Below are 21,828 nucleotides of genomic sequence, written 5' to 3'. Positions count from 1 at the left end.
GCTTTCCACGCTCCAGCGCGGCGACCGTTGCTGCTGCCGCATCATCGATGTGGATCCGTGGAAGCTTGTTGTTGCGTTTGGCCGACACAGGCAGGCGCCAGCCGATGGCGAGAGAGCCCCCTCCCGAGGGCCACCTCATGGTGGCCCTCGCGAGATCCCGGCCGCCGTGCTCAGGCGTCGGTCCGGGTGAAGACCATGACGAAGTCGGTCATCGTCCGCACCCGGGGCACGGTGGGGTCGGGCAGGGCCAGCAGTCGCTCGCGGGCCTGGTCCACGATAGGCAGGTCGTCCTCGCCGAGCGACCAGGCGCCGGTGAACAGCCCGCCGGACAGCGATCGCCCCATGTCCTGCGGCGAAACGGTGAACGTCGCGGGCCGCTCGCCGGCCGGGCCCTCGTAGACCAAGCCCTGCGCCGCCGCAATCGGGGCGAGCGCCTCCGGGCCGTCCTGCCGGGTCCCCGCGGGATCCAGGCGATCCTCCAACTCGTTCACGATGCGGCCGATGTCGTCCGTGGGGCGCATGCCCCGGGCCGGGATCACCAGATACCGACCGCCAGGACGGAGCACCCTGGCGACCTCGCCAAAGACGGCCCCGCGGTCGGGGCCGGTGTGCAGCAGCCACGTGGACACCGCCTGCGTCACCGACGCCGTGCGCACGGGCAGCCGACAGGCGTCGCCCACGGCCACGCGCCGCCCCATCCGGGCCCTGGCCAGGGCGAGCATGCCCGGAGAGAGGTCGACGCCGCACACCGTATGACCCCGGGCCGTCAACTCGGCGGCCACAATGCCGGTGCCGACGCCGATGTCGAGGACCAAGTGCGCCGGGTCCAGAAGCGGTGCCATCTGGTCGGCGAAACCGGCGGCGCGGGCGGTTCCGCCGCGCGACTGGTCGTATGTGGGGGCTATCTCGTCGAACTCGGCTGTGCTGGAGGCCGGTGCCATGGCGACTTCCTCTCCGGTACGTCCGTTTCCGGCTGCACACGACGAACCCCAGCCGGGAGGGTTCAGCGGGTCGGCGCGGACCCGTGAGCGCCTACTTCTGCGGCGTGAACGTCACTGGCAGCGTGGCCATCCCACGCAGAATGCCCTCGCGGCGGGCCAGGGATTCGTCCGGAGCTGCCAGCGCCAGGTCGGGGAAGCGGCGCAGCAGGGAGCCGATGGCGATCCTGGCCTCGGCCCGGGCCAGTGGGGCGCCCAGGCAGAAGTGCGCACCGTGGCCGAAGGCGAGCTGTTGGGGGACTTCCCGTCGGGCGACGTCGAGGATGTCGGGCCGGTCGTAACGGGCCGGGTCACGGTTGGCCGCGGCGAGTCCGACGATGATCATTTCGCCCGCCGGGATGGTGACGTCGGCGATCTCGAAGTCCTCGACGGTGAAGCGGGCGACGCCGCGGCTGACCGGACCCTCGTAGCGCATCAATTCCTCGATCGCGCCGGGGAGCAGTGCGGGGTCGTCCCGAAGGGCGGCGCACTGGTCGGGGTTGCGCAGCAGGGCGTGGACGCCGTTCGCGATCAGGCTGGCGGTCGTCTCGTGCCCGGCGAGGGTGAGCAGGATGGCCAGGGAAAGCAGTTCGCGGTCGCTGATCCGTTCCTCGGCCTGGGCCGCGCACAGCGCGCTGAGCAGGTCGTGGCGCGGTTCCACCTTGCGCTTGGCGATCAACGGTGTGAAGAATTCGACGAGTTCGGCACGGGCGCGGGCGCCCTTGGCGAGCCGCTCCGCGGTGTTCGGCGGCATAATCAGCCCGACCGCGAGTTCGGCGAAATCCGGTTGCCCCTCGGCCGGAATGCCGATGAGTTCGCTGAGTACGGCCATGGGCAGCGGCAGGGCGAACTCGGAGACCAGATCGGCGGATCCCCGCCGAGCGAAAGCGTCGAGGAAGGCGTCGGTGTGTGCCTGGATGCGCGGCGTCAGTTCGTCCACGCGGCGCGCGGTGAAGGCCTTGGACACGAGGTTGCGCAAGCGGGTGTGGTCGTCGCCGTCGGCCACCAGCATGCTGGCCATCAGTACGTTGGTGCGCTCCTGGTGGGCCATCTCCTCGGCGAGGCCGTTGACCTCGACCGGGCTGTTGCTGAGCCTCGGGTCGGTGAGCGCCGACACCGCCTCGTCGTACCCGGTGATCATCCACACTTCAAGAGTGGGATTCAGCCGTACCCGCTGAACCACGCCATGTTCCCGGATTCGCTCGAAGAGCGGGTAGGGATCGGGCTGTTGGGCGACGTTCACCGGCACATCGTGGACGATCGTCTGGCCCTGCTCGGACATCCGCAACTCCCCGAAGTCATATGAAAGTTCTGAGCCAGGCAGTCATACCACTCAGCGAAGTGGCGTGGTAGCGTCGCCGTTGATCAGTTCGAAGATGTACCAGTGAAGGCGTGTCACCCACCGGTGATTTTGTCGCCTCGCGCTGCTCTGCCGGAAGCATTTACGGCCTCAACCAGGCCTTCTGCACGGGGGGAGACGTTGTCGTGGATCAAGCGGCCGCCATCGATCCGATCCTGGATCTGGCCCGTCCGTCGGTCTTGCGGAATCCGTACCCCGCTTATGCAGAGTTGCGTACCAACACTCCCGTTTTCTGGCATGAACTGCTTGGCTCCTGGGTCTTGACCCGGCACGCCGATTGCCTTGCCGTACTCACCGACAGCGCACGATTCGCCTCCGACTGGCGTCGTACGGGCGAGGACATTCCATCCCCGTTGCTGAGCGTCCAGACGCTCGACCCGCCCGAGCACACCGCGATTCGCCATCTGCTGCTCGACGGCTTCCGGGCCCAGGACCGGCAGGCGCTGCACGACTGGATGGAGGGACAGGTCCAAGGTTTGCTTGCCGAGCTCGCCGGGCGACCGTCCTTCGACTTCGTCGGGGAGCTGGCCGAACCGCTGGCGCTTCGGTTCATCACCGCCTTCCTTGGCGTACCGGCCCCCGACCAGGCATGGTTCGCGCCCATGTCCCGCACCGTCGTCGACGGGATGGACGCCGGGCTGTGGCCGGAGAAGCACGAGCCGGCGGTCGCCGCGCGGGCCGAACTCGCCGAGTACGCTGGCGGCTGGCTCGCCGATCCGCCCGAGGAGGGGCTCATCGCCTACGTGGCCCGGAACTCGGATGCCGCCGGCGTGGACCGGACAGTCCTGCGCAACAGCTTGCGCGCTGTTCTCCACGCGGGCTACGAATCCGCTTCCCGGCTGCTCGGCAACGCCGTCTCGGCTCTGCTGACCTCCCCCGGGGCCCTGGCCGCCTTCCGCGCGGCGCCCCCGGCCACCGCCGTCGACGAGCTGATCCGGTACGACGCGCCCGTACAGGCGGACGCCCGTGTCTGCGTTACGGAGACCGAGCTGGCGGGCGTCGCCATGCGGGCCGGTGACCCGGTCACGCTGCTGCTCGGCGCGGCCAACCACGACCCGCTGCGCTTCCCCCACCCCACCGAGCTGCGACTGGACCGTGCCCCGAACCCGCACCTGGGGTTCGGGCGCGGTGCCCACGCCTGTCTGGGCGCGTCCATGGCGATCCGGCTGACCGGATCGCTCCTCGGGACCCTGGCCAGGGCGTATCCCGACGCACGGGCGGTCGCGGAACCAGAGTACCGGCGCAATCTGACCCTTCGCGGTCTCGACCGCTTCGAGGTCACTCTGCGCCCACGACAGCCGGGAAGGAGGAACTGACATGAAGTACTGGCACTGAACCTGAGAGAGCGCGGGGCCCGCCCGCACGGCGGGCACCGCGCTCAGCAGCGGGGCCGTGACCTTCACCCACCCGTGCCTGCGGCCGGGCAAGCCGCATGCTGGGGCAGGCGGTCCTCGACGTCCCGATGGTCTGCCCGGTGTGTGAAGGCCGCTCACCGGCCCTGCGTACCCGGAGCAGCCGCAAATGATCACAGCCTCCCAAGCTCAGTGTCCTTGACCGGCGATCTTGCGATACGGTGCGGCTTCGCGTGACGACTTGCCGCATACCGCAAGCGCAAGGTCGTGGCCAAGTTCGAGGGCCATTACCACGGGTTCTCGGACCAGGGAATGGTCAGTTCGTGGTTCCGCTTCACCGGTCACAAGCACGCACCCGAGCCGACAGCGGGCATGCTCGACTCGAACACGGATGTCGTAGAGAACACGGTGGTGCTTCAGTACGGCGACCTCGGCGGCCTCGAACGGCTGCGTGAGCACGCCGACGACCTCGCATGCGTCATCTTGGAGCCGATGCCGCCCTCGACGACCACCTTCGACGTGGAGTTCCTGTCCGTCCCGCGGAAGGTGTGCACCGAGAGTTCGCTGGTCTTCGACGAGGTCGTCACGGGTTTCCGGGTGGCGTACGGCGGGGCCCAGACCATGGCCGGGATCGAGCCGGACCTCACCTGCCTGGGCAAGATCATCGGTGGTGGTCTGCCCTGCGGTGCGGTGCGGTGGTGGGACGTGCCGAACTGGTCGAGAAGTGCCGCAGTTCCGAGGACCCTTCCTCGACTACGAGCAGAAGGCCTTCGCCGGCGGCACACTCAGCGGCAACTCGCTGACCTGCCGGGCGGGCACCACGGTGCTCACCCATCTACGCGCGATCCACCACCTGTACGAGGATCCGGAGACCAAGACGCGGTGTCTGAGCGACGAGTTCGTGGAGAGTACGAGCGAACGCGGCATCTCCTGCCGTATCAACGCCCGCGACTCGGTCATGCCCGAGCGCTTCAGACCCTGCTTACCTCGGTCAACCGGTGAGCGCCCGGCCACCTCTCCACCGCCGGGTGCCTTGGTGATAGAGCCGTCGAGGACGAGCCCGACGATCCGGTCGTAGGACTGAAGCGCGATCTGCTTGAGCTGGACGAAGACGCCGAACCGGATCCACTCGTCGCGATGGTGGTCGCCGAACAGGTCGTGTCCGCGAGCGGCGCCGCTATGCGCTCAGTGCTGTCCCTTCCCCCGGCCTACCACGCCGCCGGCATCATGGTTTCGGCCATGCGCGTGCGCGAGGCTCGCGACCACGGGCCGGTACGAACGGCGGTGGCCACGCGGGGAGTTCGCGAGGAGATCGCCGCATGCCCGCCCCAACGAACAACCCTGCTGCCGGGCCGCCGGTCCTAGCCAGGAGCACCGGCCGATCGACGCCCGCACCTGGACGCGCCGACTGGTCTTGGGGCCGGGCCTGTCGCTGCCTGGCGCACGGCCCGTACGCCGCCTTCTCATAGGCATCAGCTTCGTCGTGATCGCCCGCGAGGGCGGCGTCTGGCCGATCCCGGACGGCTCGGGCCGCCGTCACAAGCTGCTGCACATGAGCACTGCCTGGCGCGGCGGTCTCATTTGGCTGCGAGGCCAGCCGCGCCGGGAAATGCCAAGATCCGCAGCAGAGTCAAGCTCAGTGCCGGGCGAGTACGGCGATTTCGGGGCCGAAGCCCACCACCAGGCGGCCATCCGGCGCCACTTCCACTGCGCCTGCGGGCATGGGGAAGGCCAGAGGTGGCCCGATCTGCTCACGCTTGGCCACGTCCCACATGCGCACCGTCCCGTTCTTGCTGCCGGAGATCAGCACGGAGCGGCTACCGATGACGGCTGTCGTGAGAGCCTTGATGGCCTCCCCGCGGCCGAAGTAGTCCTCTTCGTCCAGTTCCTCGCCCGTGGTCAGGCTGCACATTCCCTCCAACGCGCCCCCGTAGGCCGCCGCCGCGTGACCATCCACCACCACGACGGCGACAGTGCTCACCCCCTCAGGCCACCCGGGTGCTTCCTCGAACGGCTCACCCACCTGTTCGCCGGTAGCCAGGTCCCACGCCCACACCGAGCCGCAGGCGTCTCCGGAGACGCCTGCTACCACCACCGTGCGTTCCTTGGCTTCTGCAACCGCTTCACCGCCGTCAATCGCCTCTGTTGCGGCTCCCAGGTGTCCGTCGTCGAGGGCCTCCACCGCCAGCGAAAGCACCATGTCGCCGGGGCCTTTGAGCTCGTGGATCTGCTCGCCGCTGGCCAGGTCCCACACCTCGGGCCAGCCGGTGACAACGACGGGACGACCGTCCAGCACCGCCGTTCCCAACGCCTGCCCGCCTCTTCCGTTGGTCGGGAATTCACGGAGCTGTTCACCAGTGGCCAGGTCTCGCACCCTGACCACTCCGTCCGAACCGCCGAGCATCACGGCGACGGGACGACCGTCCAGCGCTGCAGTCGCCACTGGCGCCCCTCGGCGATCGGTCACGGGCCCCCAGAGCTGCTGGCCAGTAGTGAGGTCCCACGCCCGCACGTTTTCACCGACAGACTCGGGCCCGTCACTGATGACTGCCATGAGGCGTCCGTCCAGCACTGCCGTTGCTATCGCCCGCACCGGCTCGGCGTGGCCCGCGACAGGCTTGCCGACACGCTCGTCGGCAAGCGCCTCTCCGCCACTGCCATCAAAGGTGACGGGGCGCCCGTCCACCACCTTTGCCCCCAGTGCCTCCGGGCGGCCATCCACCACCATCCCCAGCTTCTCGTCGTAGCGAGCCGGGGGGACGCCGAGCTGCCGGCCCGTGGCCAGGTCCCAGACCCGCACCGTGCGGTCCCAGCTCCCGGTGACAGCGACGGTGCGGTCATCGACCATCGCCGTCACTGCCCCCCGTACCTGGCTGGTGTGACCGGTCAGAGGTTCACCGACGGGCCGGCCGGTGGTCAGGTCCACATCCGCACCTTCCCGTCGTGGCCGCCGGTGACGGCGACCGGGCGGCCGTCCACCTTCGCCGTCGCCACCGCCAACACCCCGCCGGTGTGACCGGTCAGAGGTTCGCAAGGGTGCGGCCGCCCACTGTGGCTGTCGCCACCACCGCCACTTCGTCGGGGTAGTAGCCGCCCAGAACGGAAATGTCCTCGGGGCGGAAGAGCGAACTGGTTGCCCACGTCGCCCGCTTGTCGGCACTGAGCGTACTGGCATTCGTGTGCGCAGAGCCAAGGAGGGAACCGCTGGCCCACTCCACACGCCACTCGGCGTCGGGCTCGTCGCCCGCCTCGGCCGCAGCGAGTTCCGCCGCCAACTCCGGTGCCCCATACCGGGCGGCGTCCAGCGCCAGCAACTGACGTCGCACCCCAGGAGCCGCGTACTTGTGCAGGCGCATCGACGCCCGGTACACCGCCGCCACCAGCACCTCTTCAGCGCTGGCGGCGCAGTCCAAACCTGCCCACACCTGGGCCGGGTCGGCATTCACCAGCCACCCCGGATCGGTCAACCGCCTGCTCGCACCCACGGACGGTTCGCGGCGCGCCCCACTATCTTGAAGATCATCAGACATGGACAGCACGGTATCCGCTCCCACCTCTACCAACTCCGCCCCAGATAGACGCTGGAAAGGGAAATACGTAATTCTCCGTACCCCAGGCGCCATGGGGACAGCGCCGTTTCTCCCACCACAACTGTGGCCGACCCGACCACCTGCTGAGCTGTTCGAGCGGGGTGAGACGAACGCGGTGACCGCCAAGGAGTTGCGGGTCGGTCTCCGGTCCGCGCAGCGGTGGCACCGGACGTGGGCGGAGGGCGGCTCGCGGGCTCTGAACTCGGGTGGCCCGGCGTCGCTGCCTCGGCTGAGTGACGAACAGTTTGCTCAGCTGGTGCGGGAGCTCGCCAAGGGTCCGGCCGCGCATGGCTGGGAGGGTCAGCGCTGGACCTTGGGCCGGATCTGATCTTCAAGCTGTACCGAGTCCGCTTCACCGAGCCCGGCGTGGGCAAGTACCTCAAGCGCTGGGGCCTGACCTTCCAACGTCCAGACAAACGGGCCCTCCAGCAGGATCCGGAAGCGGTCCGTCTCCGGCACGAGGAGACCTGGCCGGCCATCCGGCCAGGGCGAAGGCAGAGAACGTATCCGGTCCGATTCACCTCGGGTCTCAGGTGAGCTAGCTGGTCCGCCCCGGCCAGTCCGGTTTCATCCTCTGGCGCTGGCGACTCCCGAGCTGTCCATGTAGTCGCGGGCCCGCGTGATCAGTCCGCTGCGGACGTGGAGTATCAAAAGACCGGGGACGGTGAAGTCGGTGCGTCTGGTCGGCAGCGTTCCCACCACTACGTGCTCGGCGATGATCACTTCCGGATCGGCGGTCTCGTAGGCCGCGATCTTCCTGACCTCCTGCACCTGGACGGGGCTTGTGCCCCAGGCCGCCCGGTATCCCGCGCGCACTGCCTCGCGTCCCTCGTAGCGCGGAGGGAAGCCGGGAGAGGTGAACGGGAACTCGTGCACCGCGTCCATGGCATAGAGATCGGCGAGATCGTCCGGGGACTTGTCGAGCATGGCCTGGTAGTAGCGGTTCAGCACCTCGCGAGGGGTGCGAACAGCAGGTGTATCCACATGCGACACGAGGGCCTCCATCCGCTCAACACTTGTTGACCCACTTACCGTAGGGCCGGCTGGAAGTTCGGTCAACGACTGTAGAGTGAATGGGTGCCCACTCCTCGCCAGTCCCGCGCCGACCGCCGCCGAGCGACCGAGGCGCGCATCCTCGACAGCGCCCGGGAGCTGTTCGCCGAGAAAGGATTCGATCGCACCACCATCCGCGCCGTGGCGACTGCGGCGAGCGTCGATCCGGCTCTGGTCATGCAGTACTTCGGCTCGAAGCGCGAGCTTTTCACCCAAGCCGCGCAGGCGCTTCCCGTACTGCCGACGACCACTGACACCGACGCACTCGTCGATCAGCTGCTGGCCACGCTCGGCCTCAAGCTCGGCGGCCTGCCCGAGGGCACGCTGGCGATGATGCGCTCCATGCTCACCGACCCGGCAGCAGCCGATCACGTCCGCGTCACCCTCGATCGGCAGATCGACGGAGTCAGCGCTGCCCTGCCCGCAGGCGAGGACCCCGAGCTGCGCGCCGCACTGTTCGTCACCACCTTGCTGGGCGTCACCATCGGCCATCAGTTCCTCCACCTGGACGCTCTTCGTGGCGCCCCGGCCGACCACATCGCCGCCCTACTGCGCCCGGCGTTCAAGGCCCTGGCAGCACCTCCGGGCTGAAAGCGGCGGCGCTGCCGGAGCTCGGTGCGCTCATGCGATCCCGTCTTGAGGGGGCGAGTCGGTGAGACTTCGACGGCAATCGGCCAAGGTTCGTTCTCACACGGCGAAAGCGTCTGAAGCGGCTAGTCGCTCGTTGGGTTGACGTCTTCCGCGTTCGTGTCACGGGGGCCCGCTGGGTGTTGGGAGAACTTCACCGGCGACTATCGGGCGGTGACCTCGCGGTCCTTGGCGGGCCATCAATCGTGGGCGGAGCGGGACGCGGTAATTGCTCTGGACTTCGATCCCGCCGTCGTGGCTCTGGCGCCCCAGCCGTTCCGCCTGGTCCGGCCGGATGACGGCCGGGATCCTCACGCCAGGCCCGCCCACGCGTCGGCTCCGAACGTGCCTTTCACGTCAGAGACGACGGTGGTGGCATCCACCTTGGCTTGCAGGGCGTAGACAGTCGTCTTGCGTGCGCCGCGCACGCTGAGGTGGACTGGGCTGTCGCCTGGGTGGTCCGCAAGGATGCGCTTGAGTTCTCCGACGGTCTGTTCGGTGATCCGGTGGGCAGGGAGGGCAAGCCGCACGGGAGGTTTCCCACCTCCGGCGGAGGAGGATACGTCCAGTACCGCGAGTTCTCTGCCGAAGATGTTCACGGCTCCGTCCCGGTCTTCGATCTTGCCCTTGACGGAGATGACGTCGTCCTCGGCCAGTGCGTGCCGCACGAGCTGGTAGGCGGCGGGGAAGAAGAGGACCTCGATGGCGGCATCACGGTCCGCGAGGTTCACGATGGCCCAGGCGTTGCCCTGTTTGGTCATCTTGAGCTGGATGCCGGTGATCAGTCCGGAGAGCTGCACGTCCCCGGTGGTACGGCCGGAGGCGAGCAGTTCGGCGATGGAGCAGTCCCGTGCGCCGGAGAGGACGTGCTCGGCGCCGTCCAGCGGATGGGCTGAGACGTAGAGGCCGAGCATTTCGCGTTCGGTCGCCAGGAGTTGCCTGCGGGGCCACTCCGAGTCGTCGATGGGGAAGTCGAGGCCGAAGGCCGGTGCGCCGCTTTCTTCGTCGCTCAGATCGGCGAAGAGATCGTCCTGTCCGAAGCTTGCCGCTTTCTTCACAGGGATGATCGCGTCGATAGCGCCCTCGTGAATGGCGGTGAGGCCCTTGCGGGAATGCTCCAGGGAGTCGAAGGTGCCGGCCTTGATCAGGGACTCCACAGCTCGTTTGTTCAGTGCGGGCAGGTCAGCCTTGTCGAGGAAGTCGGAGAAGGAAGTGAACTTCCCCTTCCGGCGGCGGGCATCGACGATGGCCTCGATGACGTTGTCGCCGACGTTGCGTACGGACCGCAGCCCGAACCGTACGTCGTCGCCGACGGCGGTGAACTCGGCGACGGACTCGTTCACGTCGGGCTGGAGGACGCGGACACCGTTCTTGCGGGCGTCGGCGAGGTAGATCGCGGCCTTGTCCTTGTCGTCGCCGACCGAGGTGAGCAGGGCGGCCATGTACTCGGCCGGATAGTTGGCTTTGAGGTAGGCGGTCCAGTACGAGACGAGGCCGTAGCCGGCGGTGTGGGACTTGTTGAATGCGTAGCCGGAGAACGGGAGCATGACGTCCCACAGAGCCTTGATGGCTTCCTCGTTGTACCCGTTGCCCCGCATGCCGTCGTGGAACTTGTCCCACTCCGCGGCCAGCACCTCCGGTTTCTTCTTGCCCATCGCACGGCGCAGCAGGTCGGCGCCACCAAGGGTGTACCCGGCCAGTTCCCGGGCGATGGCCATGATCTGCTCTTGGTAGACGAGCAGATGGAAGGTGTTGCCGAGGATCGGCTCCAGTGCGTCGCGCAGTTCGGGGTGGATCGGGGTGATCTCCTGGCGGCCGGTCTTGCGGTGTGCGTAGTTGGTGTGCGCGTTGGCTGCCATGGGGCCGGGCCGGTAGAGGGCGTTGACCGCGGCGATGTCCTCGAACCGGGTGGGTTCCATCTGCTTCAGCAGTACGCGCATGCCGCCGCCGTCGAGCTGGAAGACACCGAACGTGTTGCCCTCGGCCAGCAGTCGGTATGTCTTGGCGTCGTCGAGAGGGATCACGACGGTGGACGGGTCGCCGTCCAGGGGATCCACGGTGGCCAGGCCGACGCCCCGGTTCTCGCGGATGTTCTCGATGGCCTGGTCGATGACTCCCAGGTTCCGGAGCCCCAGGAAGTCCATCTTGATCAGACCCATGGCTTCGCAGGACGGGTAGTCGAAGCCGGTGATCTTCACGCCGTCCGCCGCTCGCATGTGAAGCGGGATGCGGTCGGTGAGCTTCGTTTTGGAAAGGATCACCGCCGCGGCGTGCACGCCCGTGCCGCGGGTGAGGCCCTCCACCCCGCGGGCCGTGTCGATGACCCGCTTCACATCCTGCTCGTTGTCATACATCTGCCGGACCTCGCCGGCCTCGCCGTACCGCTCGTGGGAGGCGTCGAAGACGGCGGCCAGCGGGGCGGACTTGCCGTTCTGGTCCGGCGGGAGCGCCTTGGTGATCCGCTCGCCGTGGGCGTAGGGGTGGCCGAGGATGCGTGAGGAGTCCTTGATCGCGTTCTTGGCCTTGATCCTGCCGAACGTGTTCACCATGGCGGTGTAGTCCTCGCCGTACTTCTCGGTGACGTAGCGGACCATTCGGTCGCGCTGACGGTCGTCGAAGTCGAGATCCACATCAGGCGGGTTGATGCGCTCGGGGTTCAGAAAGCGTTCGAACAGCAGGCCGTGTTCCAGGGGGCACAGCTCGGTGATGCGGGTGGCGTAGGCGACGACCGAGCCAGTGGCCGAACCCCGTCCCGGGCCGAGCGGAATCTTGTTCTCCCGGGCGTGGCGGCAGATGTCCGCCACGACGAGGAAGTAGGAGCTGAAGCCCATGGGGCCGATGACCGACATCTCGGTCTCGAAGCGATCCAGGATGTGTTGGGGAACCGGTGCCCCGTAGCGCATGGCCAGACCCTTGAGAACTTCCTTGCGCAGCCACGACTCCTGAGTCTCGCCCTCGGGCACGTCCGGGAACTGCGGCATCTCGTCGACGTGGTCGAAGACCTCGTCGTAGGACTCGATGCGCTCGGCGATCAGCAGGGTGTTGTCGCAGGCTTCCGGGAGCTCCGAAAACAGTCTGCGCATCTCAGCGGCTGTCCTGAGGTAGTAGCCGGAACCGTTGAAGCGGAAGCGGCCCGGGTCGTCCTTGTTCTTGCCGACACCGATGCACAGCAGGCTGTCGTGAGCGTCGGCCTGGTCCTCGGTGACGTAGTGCGCGTCATTGGTGGCCAGGAGGGGGATGCTCAGTTCCTTGGCCAGGCGCAGCAGGCCCTCGCGAACCTCACGCTCGATGTCCAGGCCGTGGTCCATCAGCTCCAGGAAGTAGTTCTCGCGGCCGAAGATCTCCTGGTAGGCCGCAGCAGCAGCCTCCGCCTCGTCGTACTGGTTCAGCCGCAGACGGGTCTGAATCTCGCCGGACGGGCAGCCTGTGGTGGCGATGATGCCGTTTGGTCGTTCGGCGATCAACTCCCGGTCCATACGCGGCTTTCCGGCAGGGAACTGCCCCTCGTAGCTGGCCTGCGTGCTGAGCCGGAAAAGATTCCGAAGGCCCTGGACGTTCCGCGCCCACATGGTCATGTGAGTGAAACGGCCGCCACCGGAAACGTCCTTCGCCCCCTCACCGTCCGCGCTCGTGGCACGACGGCCTCCCGGCCCCCAGAACTCCTGCTTCCGGACGAACCGAGAGGAAGGCGCCACGTACGCCTCGATGCCGATGATCGGCCTGATCCCCTCGAAGCCCTTCGCCACCTGCGCGAACTCATATGCGCCGAACATGTTGCCGTGGTCGCTCATCGCGATCGCGGGCATCCCCTGACGGGCCACCTCGCCGAACATCGGCTTCAGTTTCTGCGCGCCGTCCAGCATCGAGTATTCGGTGTGATTGTGCAGGTGAACGAAAGAATCCGGCACGTGTGGGTCGCCTCCGGGGTGAGTAGGAAGCCCCATCCCGGCCAGAGACGCGATGGTGGCCTTGTCGGTGGCCGACCGCACCGGCATCGGCAGATGGCTGGACGGCTCGGCCCGTCGCGATGCGGTCTCACCGACGAGGCGGCCAGTGGGTCGCACCGCCCGTGAACGCGATCAGTCCGAACACCTGAAGTGCAGGCCCAGCAGCCACCCGGCTGCCGGGCAGCACTCCCCCTGCCGCACTGCTTGCCAAACCACATGTTGACCAGAGACATCAAAGCGAGCGTGGAGTACCGGAATCAAACAACCATTTCGCCGATCAGACTCAACGATTGGTTGTCCATCTAGGATGGTGACCGTGGACCTCACCGCCGTGCGCACCTTCGTCACCGCCGTGGACGCGGGACAGTTCCAAGAAGCCGCCACCAACTTGTCGATCACCCCACAGGCCGTCTCCAAGCGCATCGCCGTGCTGGAGAAGAACCTCGGTGTGCGACTGTTCAGCCGTACGGCCCGTGGAGCCCGGCTCACCATCGACGGGCAGGCGTTCCTGCCTTACGCCCGGGCTCTCCTCCAAGCCGAGGAACGGGCAGCCGCTTCCGTGCGACCGGGGCGCCGGGCCTTGCGCGTCGACGTGATCGGCCGCAGGCTCTCAGTGGCGGGGCTGCTGCGCGACTTCCACCGTGCGTATCCTGAGACCGATCTTGATGTCGTAACCCTGTTCGATTCCGATACGGCCATCGCCGCCGTCCGGTCCGGGACGATCGACGCGACCTTCCGCGCCGTGACCAGGCCGGGCCGGCAGCTCCCCGACGACGTAGAGGCGACTCCGGTCTTCGACGAGCCGCTGCTCCTGTTCACCGGACCGGCACACGAGTTCGCCGCCGCCCGTGCGATCGCTCCCGCCCAGCTCGCCGGGCGCCGGATCTGGATGCCCGGCAACATGCCTGGCACCGAGTGGGCCGCCTACTATGACGAACTCGCCGCCACGTTCGGCCTCATCATCGAATCGACCGGCCCGAATTTCGGTATCGAGCCCCTCCTCGACACGATCGCGGACTCCTCGACACTGGCGACCTTCGTCAGCGAGCAGACCCCACTGGTCTGGCCTGTCGGCCACGACCTGCGACGCATCCCCCTGCACGACCCGACCCCGGTCTACCCGCACTCACTGATCTGGCGCAGTGACAACCCGCACCCTGCCCTCACTGCACTGCGTAGCCACCTCACCTCTGCATACCCCAGCCGCCCCGACAGCGGGTTCTGGACACCGAAGTGGGCTCAGCGCGCTCAGAACCGCCGAAGAGCCGACGGCCGCAGCTGAGGTGATCGTTCGTCCCGCCCTCAAAAGCGAGCAGCTCCAGCAGCCCGCTCGCTGTCGGGTGGTGCCGAGATGTCAGCGGCGGGCACACCCACACGTCGGCCGACCTCGCCTGATGGTCATCGGCTTTCCGATCCAGCGTCCGCCTCGAAGAGCCCTCGGACGAGACAGCGATCCGATGCCGCCGACATGGCGGACGAAACACTCGACGCCGCAGCTACGGAGGCGGTGTGCTGGACGAGGAGTCCCAGTGCGTCCGAGGACGGGCTTCCGGGTTCGGCGGTGTGGAACTCGATTGGGTAGCCGGGCATGACCGGTTGGTTCATCGCGTGGTGGGTGACTGTCAGAGTGCCGACTTCGGGGTGGTGCAGGGTGCGGTCACCGTAGGTGCATTCGCGGACGTTACCGCTTGCCCACATGGTGACGAACTCGGCTCTGCGGATCGTGAGTTCGCCGATGAGTTCGGCCAAGGCCCGGTCGTCGGGGCGTCTGCCGCTCAGCATGCGGAGGTACGCGACATCGGTACGGGCGTAATGCTCCCGGTCGGCTTCCATGGCGCGTGTGCGGGCATCGAGGAACAGCATCCGGGTGGCTGCTCGATGCCAGGGCGTTCACGACCCGGTCGGGACGATGTCGCACGCTGCTGGCATGCTGCTCGGGTCAACGTTGTCACCGGGATGGGGGGACAGATGTCGGACAAGGTCATGCCGCTGGGCACGGCACCGCGCCTGGGCACGTTCAACGGGTTCGGGCGGATGATGCTGGGCAAGACCCGCCCGGATACCGAGGGCGCCTGCTTCGCGACCCACTGGTTCACCATGCTGCTGCCGATCTGGCCGCTGGGACGCTACTACATCAAGGAAGGCGAGACGGTCAGCTCCGCCGGAAGGCACGGTGCCTCGACGAGCACCACGCAATATCTGTTCCTGGGCGAGGCCGAGCTGCGCATGAGCGAGGTGATCCGGACCTACCTGTTCTTCTGGGTGGTGGTGCCCCTCGTCGTCGCCGGTCCTGTGACGCTGTTCGGGATCAACGGCGACGCGTTCAGCCGCTCACACCCGCTCATGTTCCTCGTGCTGCTGATCCTGATCCCGATCGTCTGCCTGATCGCGCTGGCCTGGATAGTGGCGTTCAATGAGAAGTTCCTGGCATCGGTGCGTGTGCCGGAGTGGGTCGATGCCAGGCCGACGAAGCGAAGGGCCTGAGCAAGCAAGACGCGTCGCCGGGCCGCCGCCGACGGTGGGGTGCTTGTGCCGGTCAGGTGCGTGACCAACACTGCCGCCTCTACTGCTGTCTACGCCGTGAGTGGTGCCCGTCACCGATACCCGTTCGCGTCCGCCGGCCTGCCGGCGTTGTCGACCTCGACCAGGTAACGCCAACAGTCCGGGCGTGAGCCGTCGAGGTCGGTGAAGCCGTATTCCTGTGCGAGTTGCCCGCTGGACAGCGACTGGCCGTTCCAGCGCGCGACGTCGGCGTCGCGGGCCAGCGCCGCGACCGCGCGTCCGACGTACGACGGGCTCTCCGAAATGCAGAAGTGCGGCACCGTGGCCAGCGCGTCGCGCCAGTTGTCCTCGGTGACGCCGAACGTGTCGAGCATCATCTCCGAACGCAGCCAGCCCGGGGTGAGCGCGACCGCCGTCCCGCCATGCGGCTCCAGCTCGTGTGCCAGCACGAAAGCCATGCGCAACACGCTGTTCTTGACCAGGTCGTAGAAGTACGAGTTGCGGTAGTGCGTTCCGTTGTACGCGGACGTCCCGTCGGTCATCTCGACCACGAGCCCGCCCGGTCGACGCACCAGCAGCGGCAGCACGAAGTGGCTGGTGATCGCGTGGGTCTCCACGCCGAGTCGGAGCAGCCGCAGTCCGTCGTCGAGGTCGTGTTCCCATACCGGCTTGTCGAACGCGAACAGCCGCTCTCCGCCCCAGACATCGTTGACCAGCACGTCGAGCCGCCCCTGCTCGGTGTCGACCCGCTCGGCCAGCGCACGGACCTGCTCAGGCACCAAGTGGTCGGTCGGCACCGCGATGCCGGTTCCGCCCGCGGCGGTGACGAGCTCCGCAGTCTCCTCGATCGTCTCGGGCCGGTCGTACTCCGAGCGCCGTTGCCGAGTCGTGCGGCCGGTGACGTAGACCGTCGCACCCGCCGCGCCCAACTGGACGGCGATGCCGCGCCCGGCTCCCCGTGTGGCCCCCGCGACCAGCGCGACCTTTCCGTGGAGGTCCGGTGTCGATGTGTCGGGCATGAATCCCATTGAGTTTCCTTGTCCATCTGCACGGCCTGGTCCACGTCCGTCATCGAAGCGGACCGGTGACACCATGCTCGACCCAAAACCCGACACCTTGTGTCGTATTTTTCACCCGTCTCACGGACACGGGGCGCAGTCCGCGAACCGGGCGTTGTCCGGGAAGAACCGGAAGTACGCTCCCCGCATGGGACTGGACATCAGCGTGCTGATCGCCGACTGGTCATGGCTGGGCGAGGTTCCTCCCCGCGACCGGCTGGCCCGGCTGAGGGATGCCTGGTACGCCGATGAGACCGGCTTGTGGCGCCGCGAAGAACCCGCCGCGGAGGGCGAATGGGAGCGGCCGGGAGGACCCCACGGCGCCTTCTTCGACATCTACGAGTTCCGTGGCACCCTCGGCTCCTTCAAGGCGCTCGTGTCTTCGAGGTGCCCGGCGGCGTTCAGGGCCCCTCGTCGGGATCACGCCCGACTTGATCCGTACGCGGACCCTGGCCGTGGTTCCTGCGGTGTGACCGTTCGTCGGACGCGCGCCGCCGGAGTTCCCGGACCGCTCAGGGGGTCGCCGCTGATACGACATAGACGACAGGGTTCATCGGATCGGTCATGTTCACGGTGATGTTCTGGGTGGGGCGCGGGCGCTCGTTGGTGTGCGTGGTGCTCGCCCACTCGACGCCGGGCCCGAAGCTCCAGCCCGAGATCTTCTGGTCGCGGGCACTGATGGCGACCTCTCCGGGCTGCAGGGCGGCGCGGCCGCTGCCCAGTCGGCTCAGGAACCGGTCGAGCCCGGCGGACGTGGTGCGGAACTCCACGTACAGCCGGCTGGCCTTCCAGTTGTTGGTCTCGTAGTACTGCACGTCCAGGGAGTTGCCGGGCATCGGCAGCTCGAAGATCCGGCGCTGCAACCGGGACGGCCAGCCCTCGCGCAGTCCCTGTACGGAGGCCTCGGCCTCCTTGTTCTGGCCGGAGCGGCGGCTCTGTCCGGCGGAGATCAGCAGGTAGCCGGCCGGGATGCCGATGAGCAGCACGATGATGGTCGCCGTGATCAGACGGCGGCGGATCATCCGGCGCCGGTCCTGCGGCCGCTTGTCGTCGTCGGGCGGCGAGGACTGGCGCGGCAGGACGGGGTGCTCGGCTGCGGTCATGTCTCTGGGGATCCCTAGGAGGTGCGAGTGTTGCGCGTGTTCCGGATGGTGCTGGCGGCCTGGTCGTAGATCTGGGCGTACCGCTCGTACCGCTCGACGCGGCGACGGTTGGCACGGCGGAATCTGCGGGCCACCAGCCGGGCCAGGTCGGCGGCGCCGACCATACCTGCCTCCGGGCCCAGCTGTGCCTTCGCGATCCGGGCCTCGGGGCGGTAGCCGCGGCCGGTGAGGTGGCGTTTGAAGGCGTCCCTGGCGGGGCCGATCAGCAGGTCGTCGGCGGCGCTGACGCCGCCGCCGATGACGAAGCAGGAGGGGTCGAGCGCGGCGGCGAGGTTGGCGATGCCGACACCGAGCCACTGGCCGATGTCCTGGAGGAGCTCGACGCACATCGCGTCGCCCTCGCGGGCCAGTTCGGTGATGAGCGGCCCGGTGATGTCGGGAATGTTCCCCTTCACCCGCTCGATGATCCCGTGGGCCACCGGGGAGTCGGCCGCGGCCAGTTCCTTGGCCTCGCGGACGAGCGCGTTGCCGGAGCTGTACTGCTCCCAGCAGCCGCGGTTCCCGCACGGGCAGCGATGTCCTCCGGGGACCACCTGCATGTGACCGAACTCACCGGCGACGCCGTACTTGCCGCGCTTGACCTGACCGTCCTCCAGGATCGCGCCGCCGATGCCGGTACCGAGCGTGATCATGACGAGGTGGTCCTCGCCGCGGCCCGCTCCGAAGCGCCACTCCGCCCAGGCGGCGGTGTTGGCGTCGTTGTCGACCATGACGGGGACGACGAGGCGGGAGGCGAGGGCGTCGCGCAGCGGTTCGTCGCGCCAGGCGAGGTGCGGGGCGAACAGCACCTTGGAGCGGTCCGCGTCGACCCAGCCCGCCGCCCCGATGCCGACGGCATGCACATCGTGCCGGTCGGAGAGGTCCAGGACCAGTTCGACGATGGTGTCCTCGACGACCTTGGGGCTCTTGGACTTGTCCGGCGTCTCGGTGCGCAGTTGCTCCAGGATGTTGCCGTCGGCGTCGACGACGCCGGCCATCACCTTGGTGCCCCCGATGTCGATGCCGACGGTGGGTACCCGTGGCGCCGTGAGGTGCGAGCGTCGCTCCCGGGTGCCCACGGTCCGCAGGACGGTGGCGCGGGCGGAGCCGCGGTGTGTGAAGTCGCGGTACGTGCTCATCGTCCCTGCGGGGTCTGGGGGGCCGGAGGCGGTGCTCCCGGCGGCGGACGGCGCCCGTCGGGCTCGATTCTGCCACTGCTGGGGCGCCGCGGCGGGCGGACCTGTGGGGGGAGTGTGGGTATCGGTCCGGGCTACCGCGGGCCGTCGGTGCCGGGGTGATCGCCGAGACGGGTCGGGCCCGGGGCCCGTTCCAGTTCGTGGCTGAGCTCCTCCAGCTCGCTGCCGCCCGCCATTTGGCGGGTCAGCTCGTCCAGGGTGATGTTCGCCCTGGTGTGGCTGCCGGACATGGCGCCCCGCTTGAGAAGGACGAAACGGTCACCGACGAGAAACGCGTGGTGCGGGTTGTGCGTGATGAGGACCACGCCGAGACCCGCGTCGCGGGCGGCCGCGACGTACTTGAGGACGACCCCGGACTGCTTGACGCCGAGCGCGGCGGTGGGCTCGTCCAGTACGAGGACCTTGGCTCCGAAGTAGACGGCCCGCGCGATGGCGACGCACTGGCGCTCGCCGCCGGAGAGCGTGCCGATCGGCTGGTCGACGTCGCGGAGGTCGATGCCCATGCGCAGCAGCTCGGAACGGGTCGTCTCGCGCATCAGCCGCACGTCGAGCCGTTTGAACGGGCCCGCGCCGGTGGTCGGCTCGGAGCCGAGGAAGAAGTTGCGCCAGACCGGCATCAGGGGGACGACGGCCAGGTCCTGGTAGACCGTGGCGATGCCGCGGTCGAGGGCGTCGCGCGGGTTGACGAGGGTGGTCTCCTCGCCGTCGATGAGAAAGGTGCCGGCATCGTGCCGGTGCAGCCCCGCGATGATCTTGATCAGGGTGGACTTGCCGGCTCCGTTGTCGCCGAGGACGCAGGAGATCTCCCCCGCGTGGACCTCCAGCGAGACGTCCTGGAGTGCCTTGATGTTGCCGTAGAACTTGCTGACGCGGTCCAGCTCGACGAGCGCCCGGTGGGGCGTCTCCTGGTCGGCCGGCCGGCCGGCCGGTGCCTGGGGGGCCGTCATTTCGTCGCCTCCGCGCGCTTGCGTACCCATGCGTTGAGCAGGGTGGCCAGGAGCAGCATGGCTCCGAGGAAGAACTTGAACCAGTCCGGGTTCCACTCCGCGTACACGATGCCCTTGCTGGTCATGCCGAAGATGAAGGCACCGACCGCGGAGCCGATCGCGGATCCGTAGCCGCCGGTGATCAGACAGCCGCCGATGACTGCCGCGATGATGTAGATCAGTTCGTTGCCGACGCCCTCGCCGGACTGCACCACGTCGTACGAGAACAGCAGATGCTGCCCCGAGACCCAGGCGGCGAAGGCGACCCCGAGGTAGAGCCCGATCTTGGTACGGATCACCGGGACGCCGACCGCGCGGGCCGCATCGGCCTCGCCGCCGACCGCGAAGATCCAGTTGCCGAAGCGGGTGCGGAGCAGGATCCAGGTGGCGATCGCGACGAGCACGGCCCACCACAGAATGGTGACCTTGAACTCGACGCCGCCGATGGTCCACTGCGAGGCGAAGACCTGACGGGCCGAGTCGAAGCCCTCCATGTCACCGATGGTCTTGGTCGACACGGTCCCGCTGATCAGCTTGGTGAAGCCCAGATTGAGGCCGGTCAGCATCAGGAACGTACCGAGCGTGATGATGAAGCTCGGCAGTTTGGTCCGGGTCAGCATGAAGCCGTTGAAGGCCCCGATGGCCAGCGTGACCAGCAGGGACACGAAGACGCCGACCCAGACGTTGGCCGTCATCTGGTAACTGAACATCGACGAGATCAGCGCGGAGCTGGTGACCAGCACCCCGGCGGAGAGGTCGAACTCGCCGCCGATCATCAGCAGCGCCACCGGCGCGGCCATGATCCCTATGGTGGAGGCGGCGTAGAGCACCGTGCCGAGGCTGGAGGCGCGCAGGAAGCTGTCGGCGACGATCGAGAAGAAGATGAAGACGGCCGCGGCGCCGACCACCGAGCCGAGCTCGGGGCGGCCGAGGAGCTTGCGCAGCGGTGAGGTGCGCAGCAGCCGCTCGTCGGCCACGGCCTGGGCGGGCGGACCGGTCACCGTGCTCATCGGGTGCCCCGCTTCGTGTACTCGGCGAGTTCGGCGGCGTCCTTCGAGGTGATGATCTGCGGGCCGGTGAGAACCGGACGGCCGCCGCCGAGCACATTGCCGTTGTAGCGGTGGAGCCAGAGCAGGTCCACGGCCTCGTACCCCTGGAGGTAGGGCTGCTGGTCGACCGCGAAGCCGAGGGTCTTGTCCTGGAGGGCCGTGGCGACCTTGGCGTTCAGGTCGAAGGTGTCGATCTCGGCCTTGCTGCCGGCGGTCTTCTTCGCCTTGACGGCGGCGTCCGCGAACGGCGCGCCGAGTGTGACGACCGCGTCGATGTCCTTGTCGGCCTGGAGCTTGGCCTCGATGGACGCCTGGACGTCGGGCATGTTGGTGCCTTCGACGTACAGGTTCTGCATCTGCCCGTCGAAGGTCTTCTTCGCCCCGGCGCAGCGCTGCTCGTGGCCGACGTTGCCCTGCTCGTGCAGGATGCACAGGGCCTTCTTGCGGCCTCGCGCGTTGAGCTCGTCGCCGACCGCCTCGCCCGCGATGGACTCGTCCTGGCCGATATGGCTGAGCGCACCGAACTGCTTGGACTCCGCGGAGCCCGAGTTCACCGTGATCACCGGGATACCGGCCTTGGTGGCCTTCGCGACGACGTCCTTCATCGCGTCGGGCTTGGCGAGCGTGACGATCAGCCCGTCGACCTTCTGGTCGATGGCCGCCTGGACGAGCTGGGCCTGCTGCTGGGCCTCGTCGTTGTGCGAGTACAGGAACTTGATGTTGTCCTTGACGGCCGCCTGCTCGGCGCCCCGCTGGACGATGTCCCAGAACGTGTCGCCGTCGCCGGAGTGGGTGACCATGGCGAAGGTCCAGCGGGGCGTGTTCACCGCGGACCGGCCCTCGGCGGCAGCCCGCGCCGCGCGCTCCTCCGCACGCTTGCCACCGGTGCTGCTGCATCCCACGAGGGAAACCCCGAGCACCGCCGCAAGCACGGCGCCCATCGCACGTACCCCTGTCCGAACCCTTGCCACGACGCCATGCCCTTCTTG

At 68.1% G+C, this 21,828-nt stretch carries 19 protein-coding genes and 2 pseudogenes; 7 read left to right on the top strand and 14 right to left on the bottom strand.

What is annotated here, in order from left to right:
- Positions 1–170 precede the first annotated feature (170 nt).
- Positions 171–941: a class I SAM-dependent methyltransferase gene (locus tag ACIOHC_RS37300; RefSeq protein ID WP_351080926.1), complete on the bottom strand. Its 771-nt coding sequence runs from the start codon at positions 939–941 to the stop codon at positions 171–173.
- A 91-nt stretch (positions 942–1,032) separates the two neighbouring features.
- A complete protein-coding gene (locus ACIOHC_RS37295; RefSeq protein ID WP_401846000.1) occupies positions 1,033–2,259 on the bottom strand; it encodes a cytochrome P450 in 1,227 nt (408 codons plus the stop codon).
- A 203-nt stretch (positions 2,260–2,462) separates the two neighbouring features.
- On the opposite strand from ACIOHC_RS37295, the gene ACIOHC_RS37290 reads away from it, so the two are divergent.
- Positions 2,463–3,653, top strand: coding sequence for a cytochrome P450 (locus ACIOHC_RS37290; RefSeq protein ID WP_351080922.1), 1,191 nt, complete (start codon positions 2,463–2,465; stop codon positions 3,651–3,653).
- Between the two features lie 348 nt (positions 3,654–4,001).
- On the top strand, positions 4,002–4,691 hold the full coding sequence (locus tag ACIOHC_RS37285; protein ID WP_401846019.1) for an aminotransferase class III-fold pyridoxal phosphate-dependent enzyme: 690 nt from the start codon (positions 4,002–4,004) through the stop codon (positions 4,689–4,691).
- Here ACIOHC_RS37285 and ACIOHC_RS37280 read toward each other — a convergent pair.
- The 3 genes and pseudogenes from ACIOHC_RS37280 to ACIOHC_RS37270 form a co-directional block, all read right to left on the bottom strand.
- Positions 4,638–4,858, bottom strand: a pseudogene (locus tag ACIOHC_RS37280) (IS5/IS1182 family transposase); the annotation flags it as partial. The gene ACIOHC_RS37285 and the pseudogene ACIOHC_RS37280 sit on opposite strands and share 54 nt — an antisense overlap.
- 467 nt (positions 4,859–5,325) lie before the next feature.
- A complete protein-coding gene (locus ACIOHC_RS37275) occupies positions 5,326–6,615 on the bottom strand; it encodes a WD40 repeat domain-containing protein (RefSeq protein WP_389636402.1) in 1,290 nt (429 codons plus the stop codon).
- A 94-nt stretch (positions 6,616–6,709) separates the two neighbouring features.
- A complete protein-coding gene (locus ACIOHC_RS37270; RefSeq protein WP_365691032.1) occupies positions 6,710–7,219 on the bottom strand; it encodes a hypothetical protein in 510 nt (169 codons plus the stop codon).
- A 91-nt stretch (positions 7,220–7,310) separates the two neighbouring features.
- Here ACIOHC_RS37270 and ACIOHC_RS37265 point away from each other — a divergent pair, with 91 nt between their 5' ends.
- Together ACIOHC_RS37265 and ACIOHC_RS37260 are read left to right on the top strand one after the other, a co-directional pair.
- Positions 7,311–7,607 (top strand): hypothetical protein, encoded by a 297-nt coding sequence (locus ACIOHC_RS37265; protein ID WP_365691033.1) that lies wholly within the window; start codon positions 7,311–7,313, stop codon positions 7,605–7,607.
- A gap of 38 nt (positions 7,608–7,645) precedes the next feature.
- On the top strand, positions 7,646–7,816 hold the full coding sequence (locus ACIOHC_RS37260) for a winged helix-turn-helix domain-containing protein (protein ID WP_401845996.1): 171 nt from the start codon (positions 7,646–7,648) through the stop codon (positions 7,814–7,816).
- Between the two features lie 30 nt (positions 7,817–7,846).
- Here ACIOHC_RS37260 and ACIOHC_RS37255 read toward each other — a convergent pair whose 3' ends face one another.
- A complete protein-coding gene (locus ACIOHC_RS37255; RefSeq protein WP_351080916.1) occupies positions 7,847–8,272 on the bottom strand; it encodes a nuclear transport factor 2 family protein in 426 nt (141 codons plus the stop codon).
- 84 nt (positions 8,273–8,356) lie between these two features.
- Between ACIOHC_RS37255 and ACIOHC_RS37250 the strand changes: the two genes are divergently transcribed.
- Positions 8,357–8,923 carry a TetR family transcriptional regulator gene (locus ACIOHC_RS37250; protein WP_351080914.1) on the top strand — a complete coding sequence of 189 codons (567 nt, stop codon included), beginning with the start codon at positions 8,357–8,359 and terminating at the stop codon, positions 8,921–8,923.
- Between the two features lie 347 nt (positions 8,924–9,270).
- Here ACIOHC_RS37250 and dnaE read toward each other — a convergent pair whose 3' ends face one another.
- Positions 9,271–12,867, bottom strand: coding sequence for a DNA polymerase III subunit alpha (gene dnaE, locus ACIOHC_RS37245; protein ID WP_365691036.1), 3,597 nt, complete (start codon positions 12,865–12,867; stop codon positions 9,271–9,273).
- Between the two features lie 355 nt (positions 12,868–13,222).
- Here dnaE and ACIOHC_RS37240 point away from each other — a divergent pair, with 355 nt between their 5' ends.
- A complete protein-coding gene (locus ACIOHC_RS37240; protein WP_351080910.1) occupies positions 13,223–14,188 on the top strand; it encodes a LysR family transcriptional regulator in 966 nt (321 codons plus the stop codon).
- 116 nt (positions 14,189–14,304) lie between these two features.
- Here ACIOHC_RS37240 and ACIOHC_RS37235 read toward each other — a convergent pair.
- Positions 14,305–14,772: pseudogene (locus tag ACIOHC_RS37235) on the bottom strand (hypothetical protein); the annotation flags it as partial.
- Positions 14,773–14,874: 102 nt separating this feature from the next.
- Here ACIOHC_RS37235 and ACIOHC_RS37230 point away from each other — a divergent pair.
- On the top strand, positions 14,875–15,390 hold the full coding sequence (locus tag ACIOHC_RS37230; protein WP_351080908.1) for a hypothetical protein: 516 nt from the start codon (positions 14,875–14,877) through the stop codon (positions 15,388–15,390).
- Between the two features lie 110 nt (positions 15,391–15,500).
- Here the strand turns inward: ACIOHC_RS37230 and ACIOHC_RS37225 are convergent, their stop codons facing one another.
- From ACIOHC_RS37225 to ACIOHC_RS37200, 6 genes are all read right to left on the bottom strand, one after another.
- Positions 15,501–16,436, bottom strand: coding sequence for an SDR family oxidoreductase (locus ACIOHC_RS37225; RefSeq protein ID WP_351080906.1), 936 nt, complete (start codon positions 16,434–16,436; stop codon positions 15,501–15,503).
- A gap of 542 nt (positions 16,437–16,978) precedes the next feature.
- On the bottom strand, positions 16,979–17,569 hold the full coding sequence (locus ACIOHC_RS37220) for a hypothetical protein (RefSeq protein ID WP_351080904.1): 591 nt from the start codon (positions 17,567–17,569) through the stop codon (positions 16,979–16,981).
- Between the two features lie 14 nt (positions 17,570–17,583).
- Positions 17,584–18,747, bottom strand: coding sequence for an ROK family glucokinase (locus ACIOHC_RS37215; RefSeq protein ID WP_124721377.1), 1,164 nt, complete (start codon positions 18,745–18,747; stop codon positions 17,584–17,586).
- Between the two features lie 131 nt (positions 18,748–18,878).
- Positions 18,879–19,751: an ATP-binding cassette domain-containing protein gene (locus tag ACIOHC_RS37210; RefSeq protein ID WP_351080902.1), complete on the bottom strand. Its 873-nt coding sequence runs from the start codon at positions 19,749–19,751 to the stop codon at positions 18,879–18,881.
- On the bottom strand, positions 19,748–20,800 hold the full coding sequence (locus ACIOHC_RS37205) for an ABC transporter permease (protein WP_351080900.1): 1,053 nt from the start codon (positions 20,798–20,800) through the stop codon (positions 19,748–19,750). Before ACIOHC_RS37205 ends, ACIOHC_RS37210 begins: the two co-directional genes overlap by 4 nt.
- Positions 20,797–21,780 carry a sugar ABC transporter substrate-binding protein gene (locus ACIOHC_RS37200; protein WP_365691040.1) on the bottom strand — a complete coding sequence of 328 codons (984 nt, stop codon included), beginning with the start codon at positions 21,778–21,780 and terminating at the stop codon, positions 20,797–20,799. Before ACIOHC_RS37200 ends, ACIOHC_RS37205 begins: the two co-directional genes overlap by 4 nt.
- Between the last annotated feature and the right edge of the window lie 48 nt (positions 21,781–21,828).

The organism is Streptomyces sp. NPDC088252 (genome assembly GCF_044740965.1).
In the GTDB taxonomy this organism is placed as follows: Bacteria; Actinomycetota; Actinomycetes; order Streptomycetales; family Streptomycetaceae; genus Streptomyces.
Note: the sequence above shows the minus strand (reverse complement) of the source record. Positions and strands in the feature narration are given on the sequence as shown.

What these genes read in the sequence shown, in the direction of transcription:
- ACIOHC_RS37295 (WP_401846000.1), bottom strand. Translation starts at nt 2,259, where the DNA reads ATGTCCGAGCAGGGCCAGACGATCGTCCACGATGTGCCGGTGAACGTC.
- ACIOHC_RS37300 (WP_351080926.1), bottom strand. Translation starts at nt 941, where the DNA reads ATGGCACCGGCCTCCAGCACAGCCGAGTTCGACGAGATAGCCCCCACA.
- ACIOHC_RS37225 (WP_351080906.1), bottom strand. Translation starts at nt 16,436, where the DNA reads ATGGGATTCATGCCCGACACATCGACACCGGACCTCCACGGAAAGGTC.
- ACIOHC_RS37200 (WP_365691040.1), bottom strand. Translation starts at nt 21,780, where the DNA reads ATGGGCGCCGTGCTTGCGGCGGTGCTCGGGGTTTCCCTCGTGGGATGC.
- ACIOHC_RS37220 (WP_351080904.1), bottom strand. Translation starts at nt 17,569, where the DNA reads ATGACCGCAGCCGAGCACCCCGTCCTGCCGCGCCAGTCCTCGCCGCCC.
- ACIOHC_RS37265 (WP_365691033.1), top strand. Translation starts at nt 7,311, where the DNA reads ATGGGGACAGCGCCGTTTCTCCCACCACAACTGTGGCCGACCCGACCA.
- ACIOHC_RS37270 (WP_365691032.1), bottom strand. Translation starts at nt 7,219, where the DNA reads ATGTCTGATGATCTTCAAGATAGTGGGGCGCGCCGCGAACCGTCCGTG.
- ACIOHC_RS37210 (WP_351080902.1), bottom strand. Translation starts at nt 19,751, where the DNA reads ATGACGGCCCCCCAGGCACCGGCCGGCCGGCCGGCCGACCAGGAGACG.
- ACIOHC_RS37215 (WP_124721377.1), bottom strand. Translation starts at nt 18,747, where the DNA reads ATGAGCACGTACCGCGACTTCACACACCGCGGCTCCGCCCGCGCCACC.
- ACIOHC_RS37285 (WP_401846019.1), top strand. Translation starts at nt 4,002, where the DNA reads ATGGTCAGTTCGTGGTTCCGCTTCACCGGTCACAAGCACGCACCCGAG.
- ACIOHC_RS37230 (WP_351080908.1), top strand. Translation starts at nt 14,875, where the DNA reads ATGTCGGACAAGGTCATGCCGCTGGGCACGGCACCGCGCCTGGGCACG.
- ACIOHC_RS37205 (WP_351080900.1), bottom strand. Translation starts at nt 20,800, where the DNA reads ATGAGCACGGTGACCGGTCCGCCCGCCCAGGCCGTGGCCGACGAGCGG.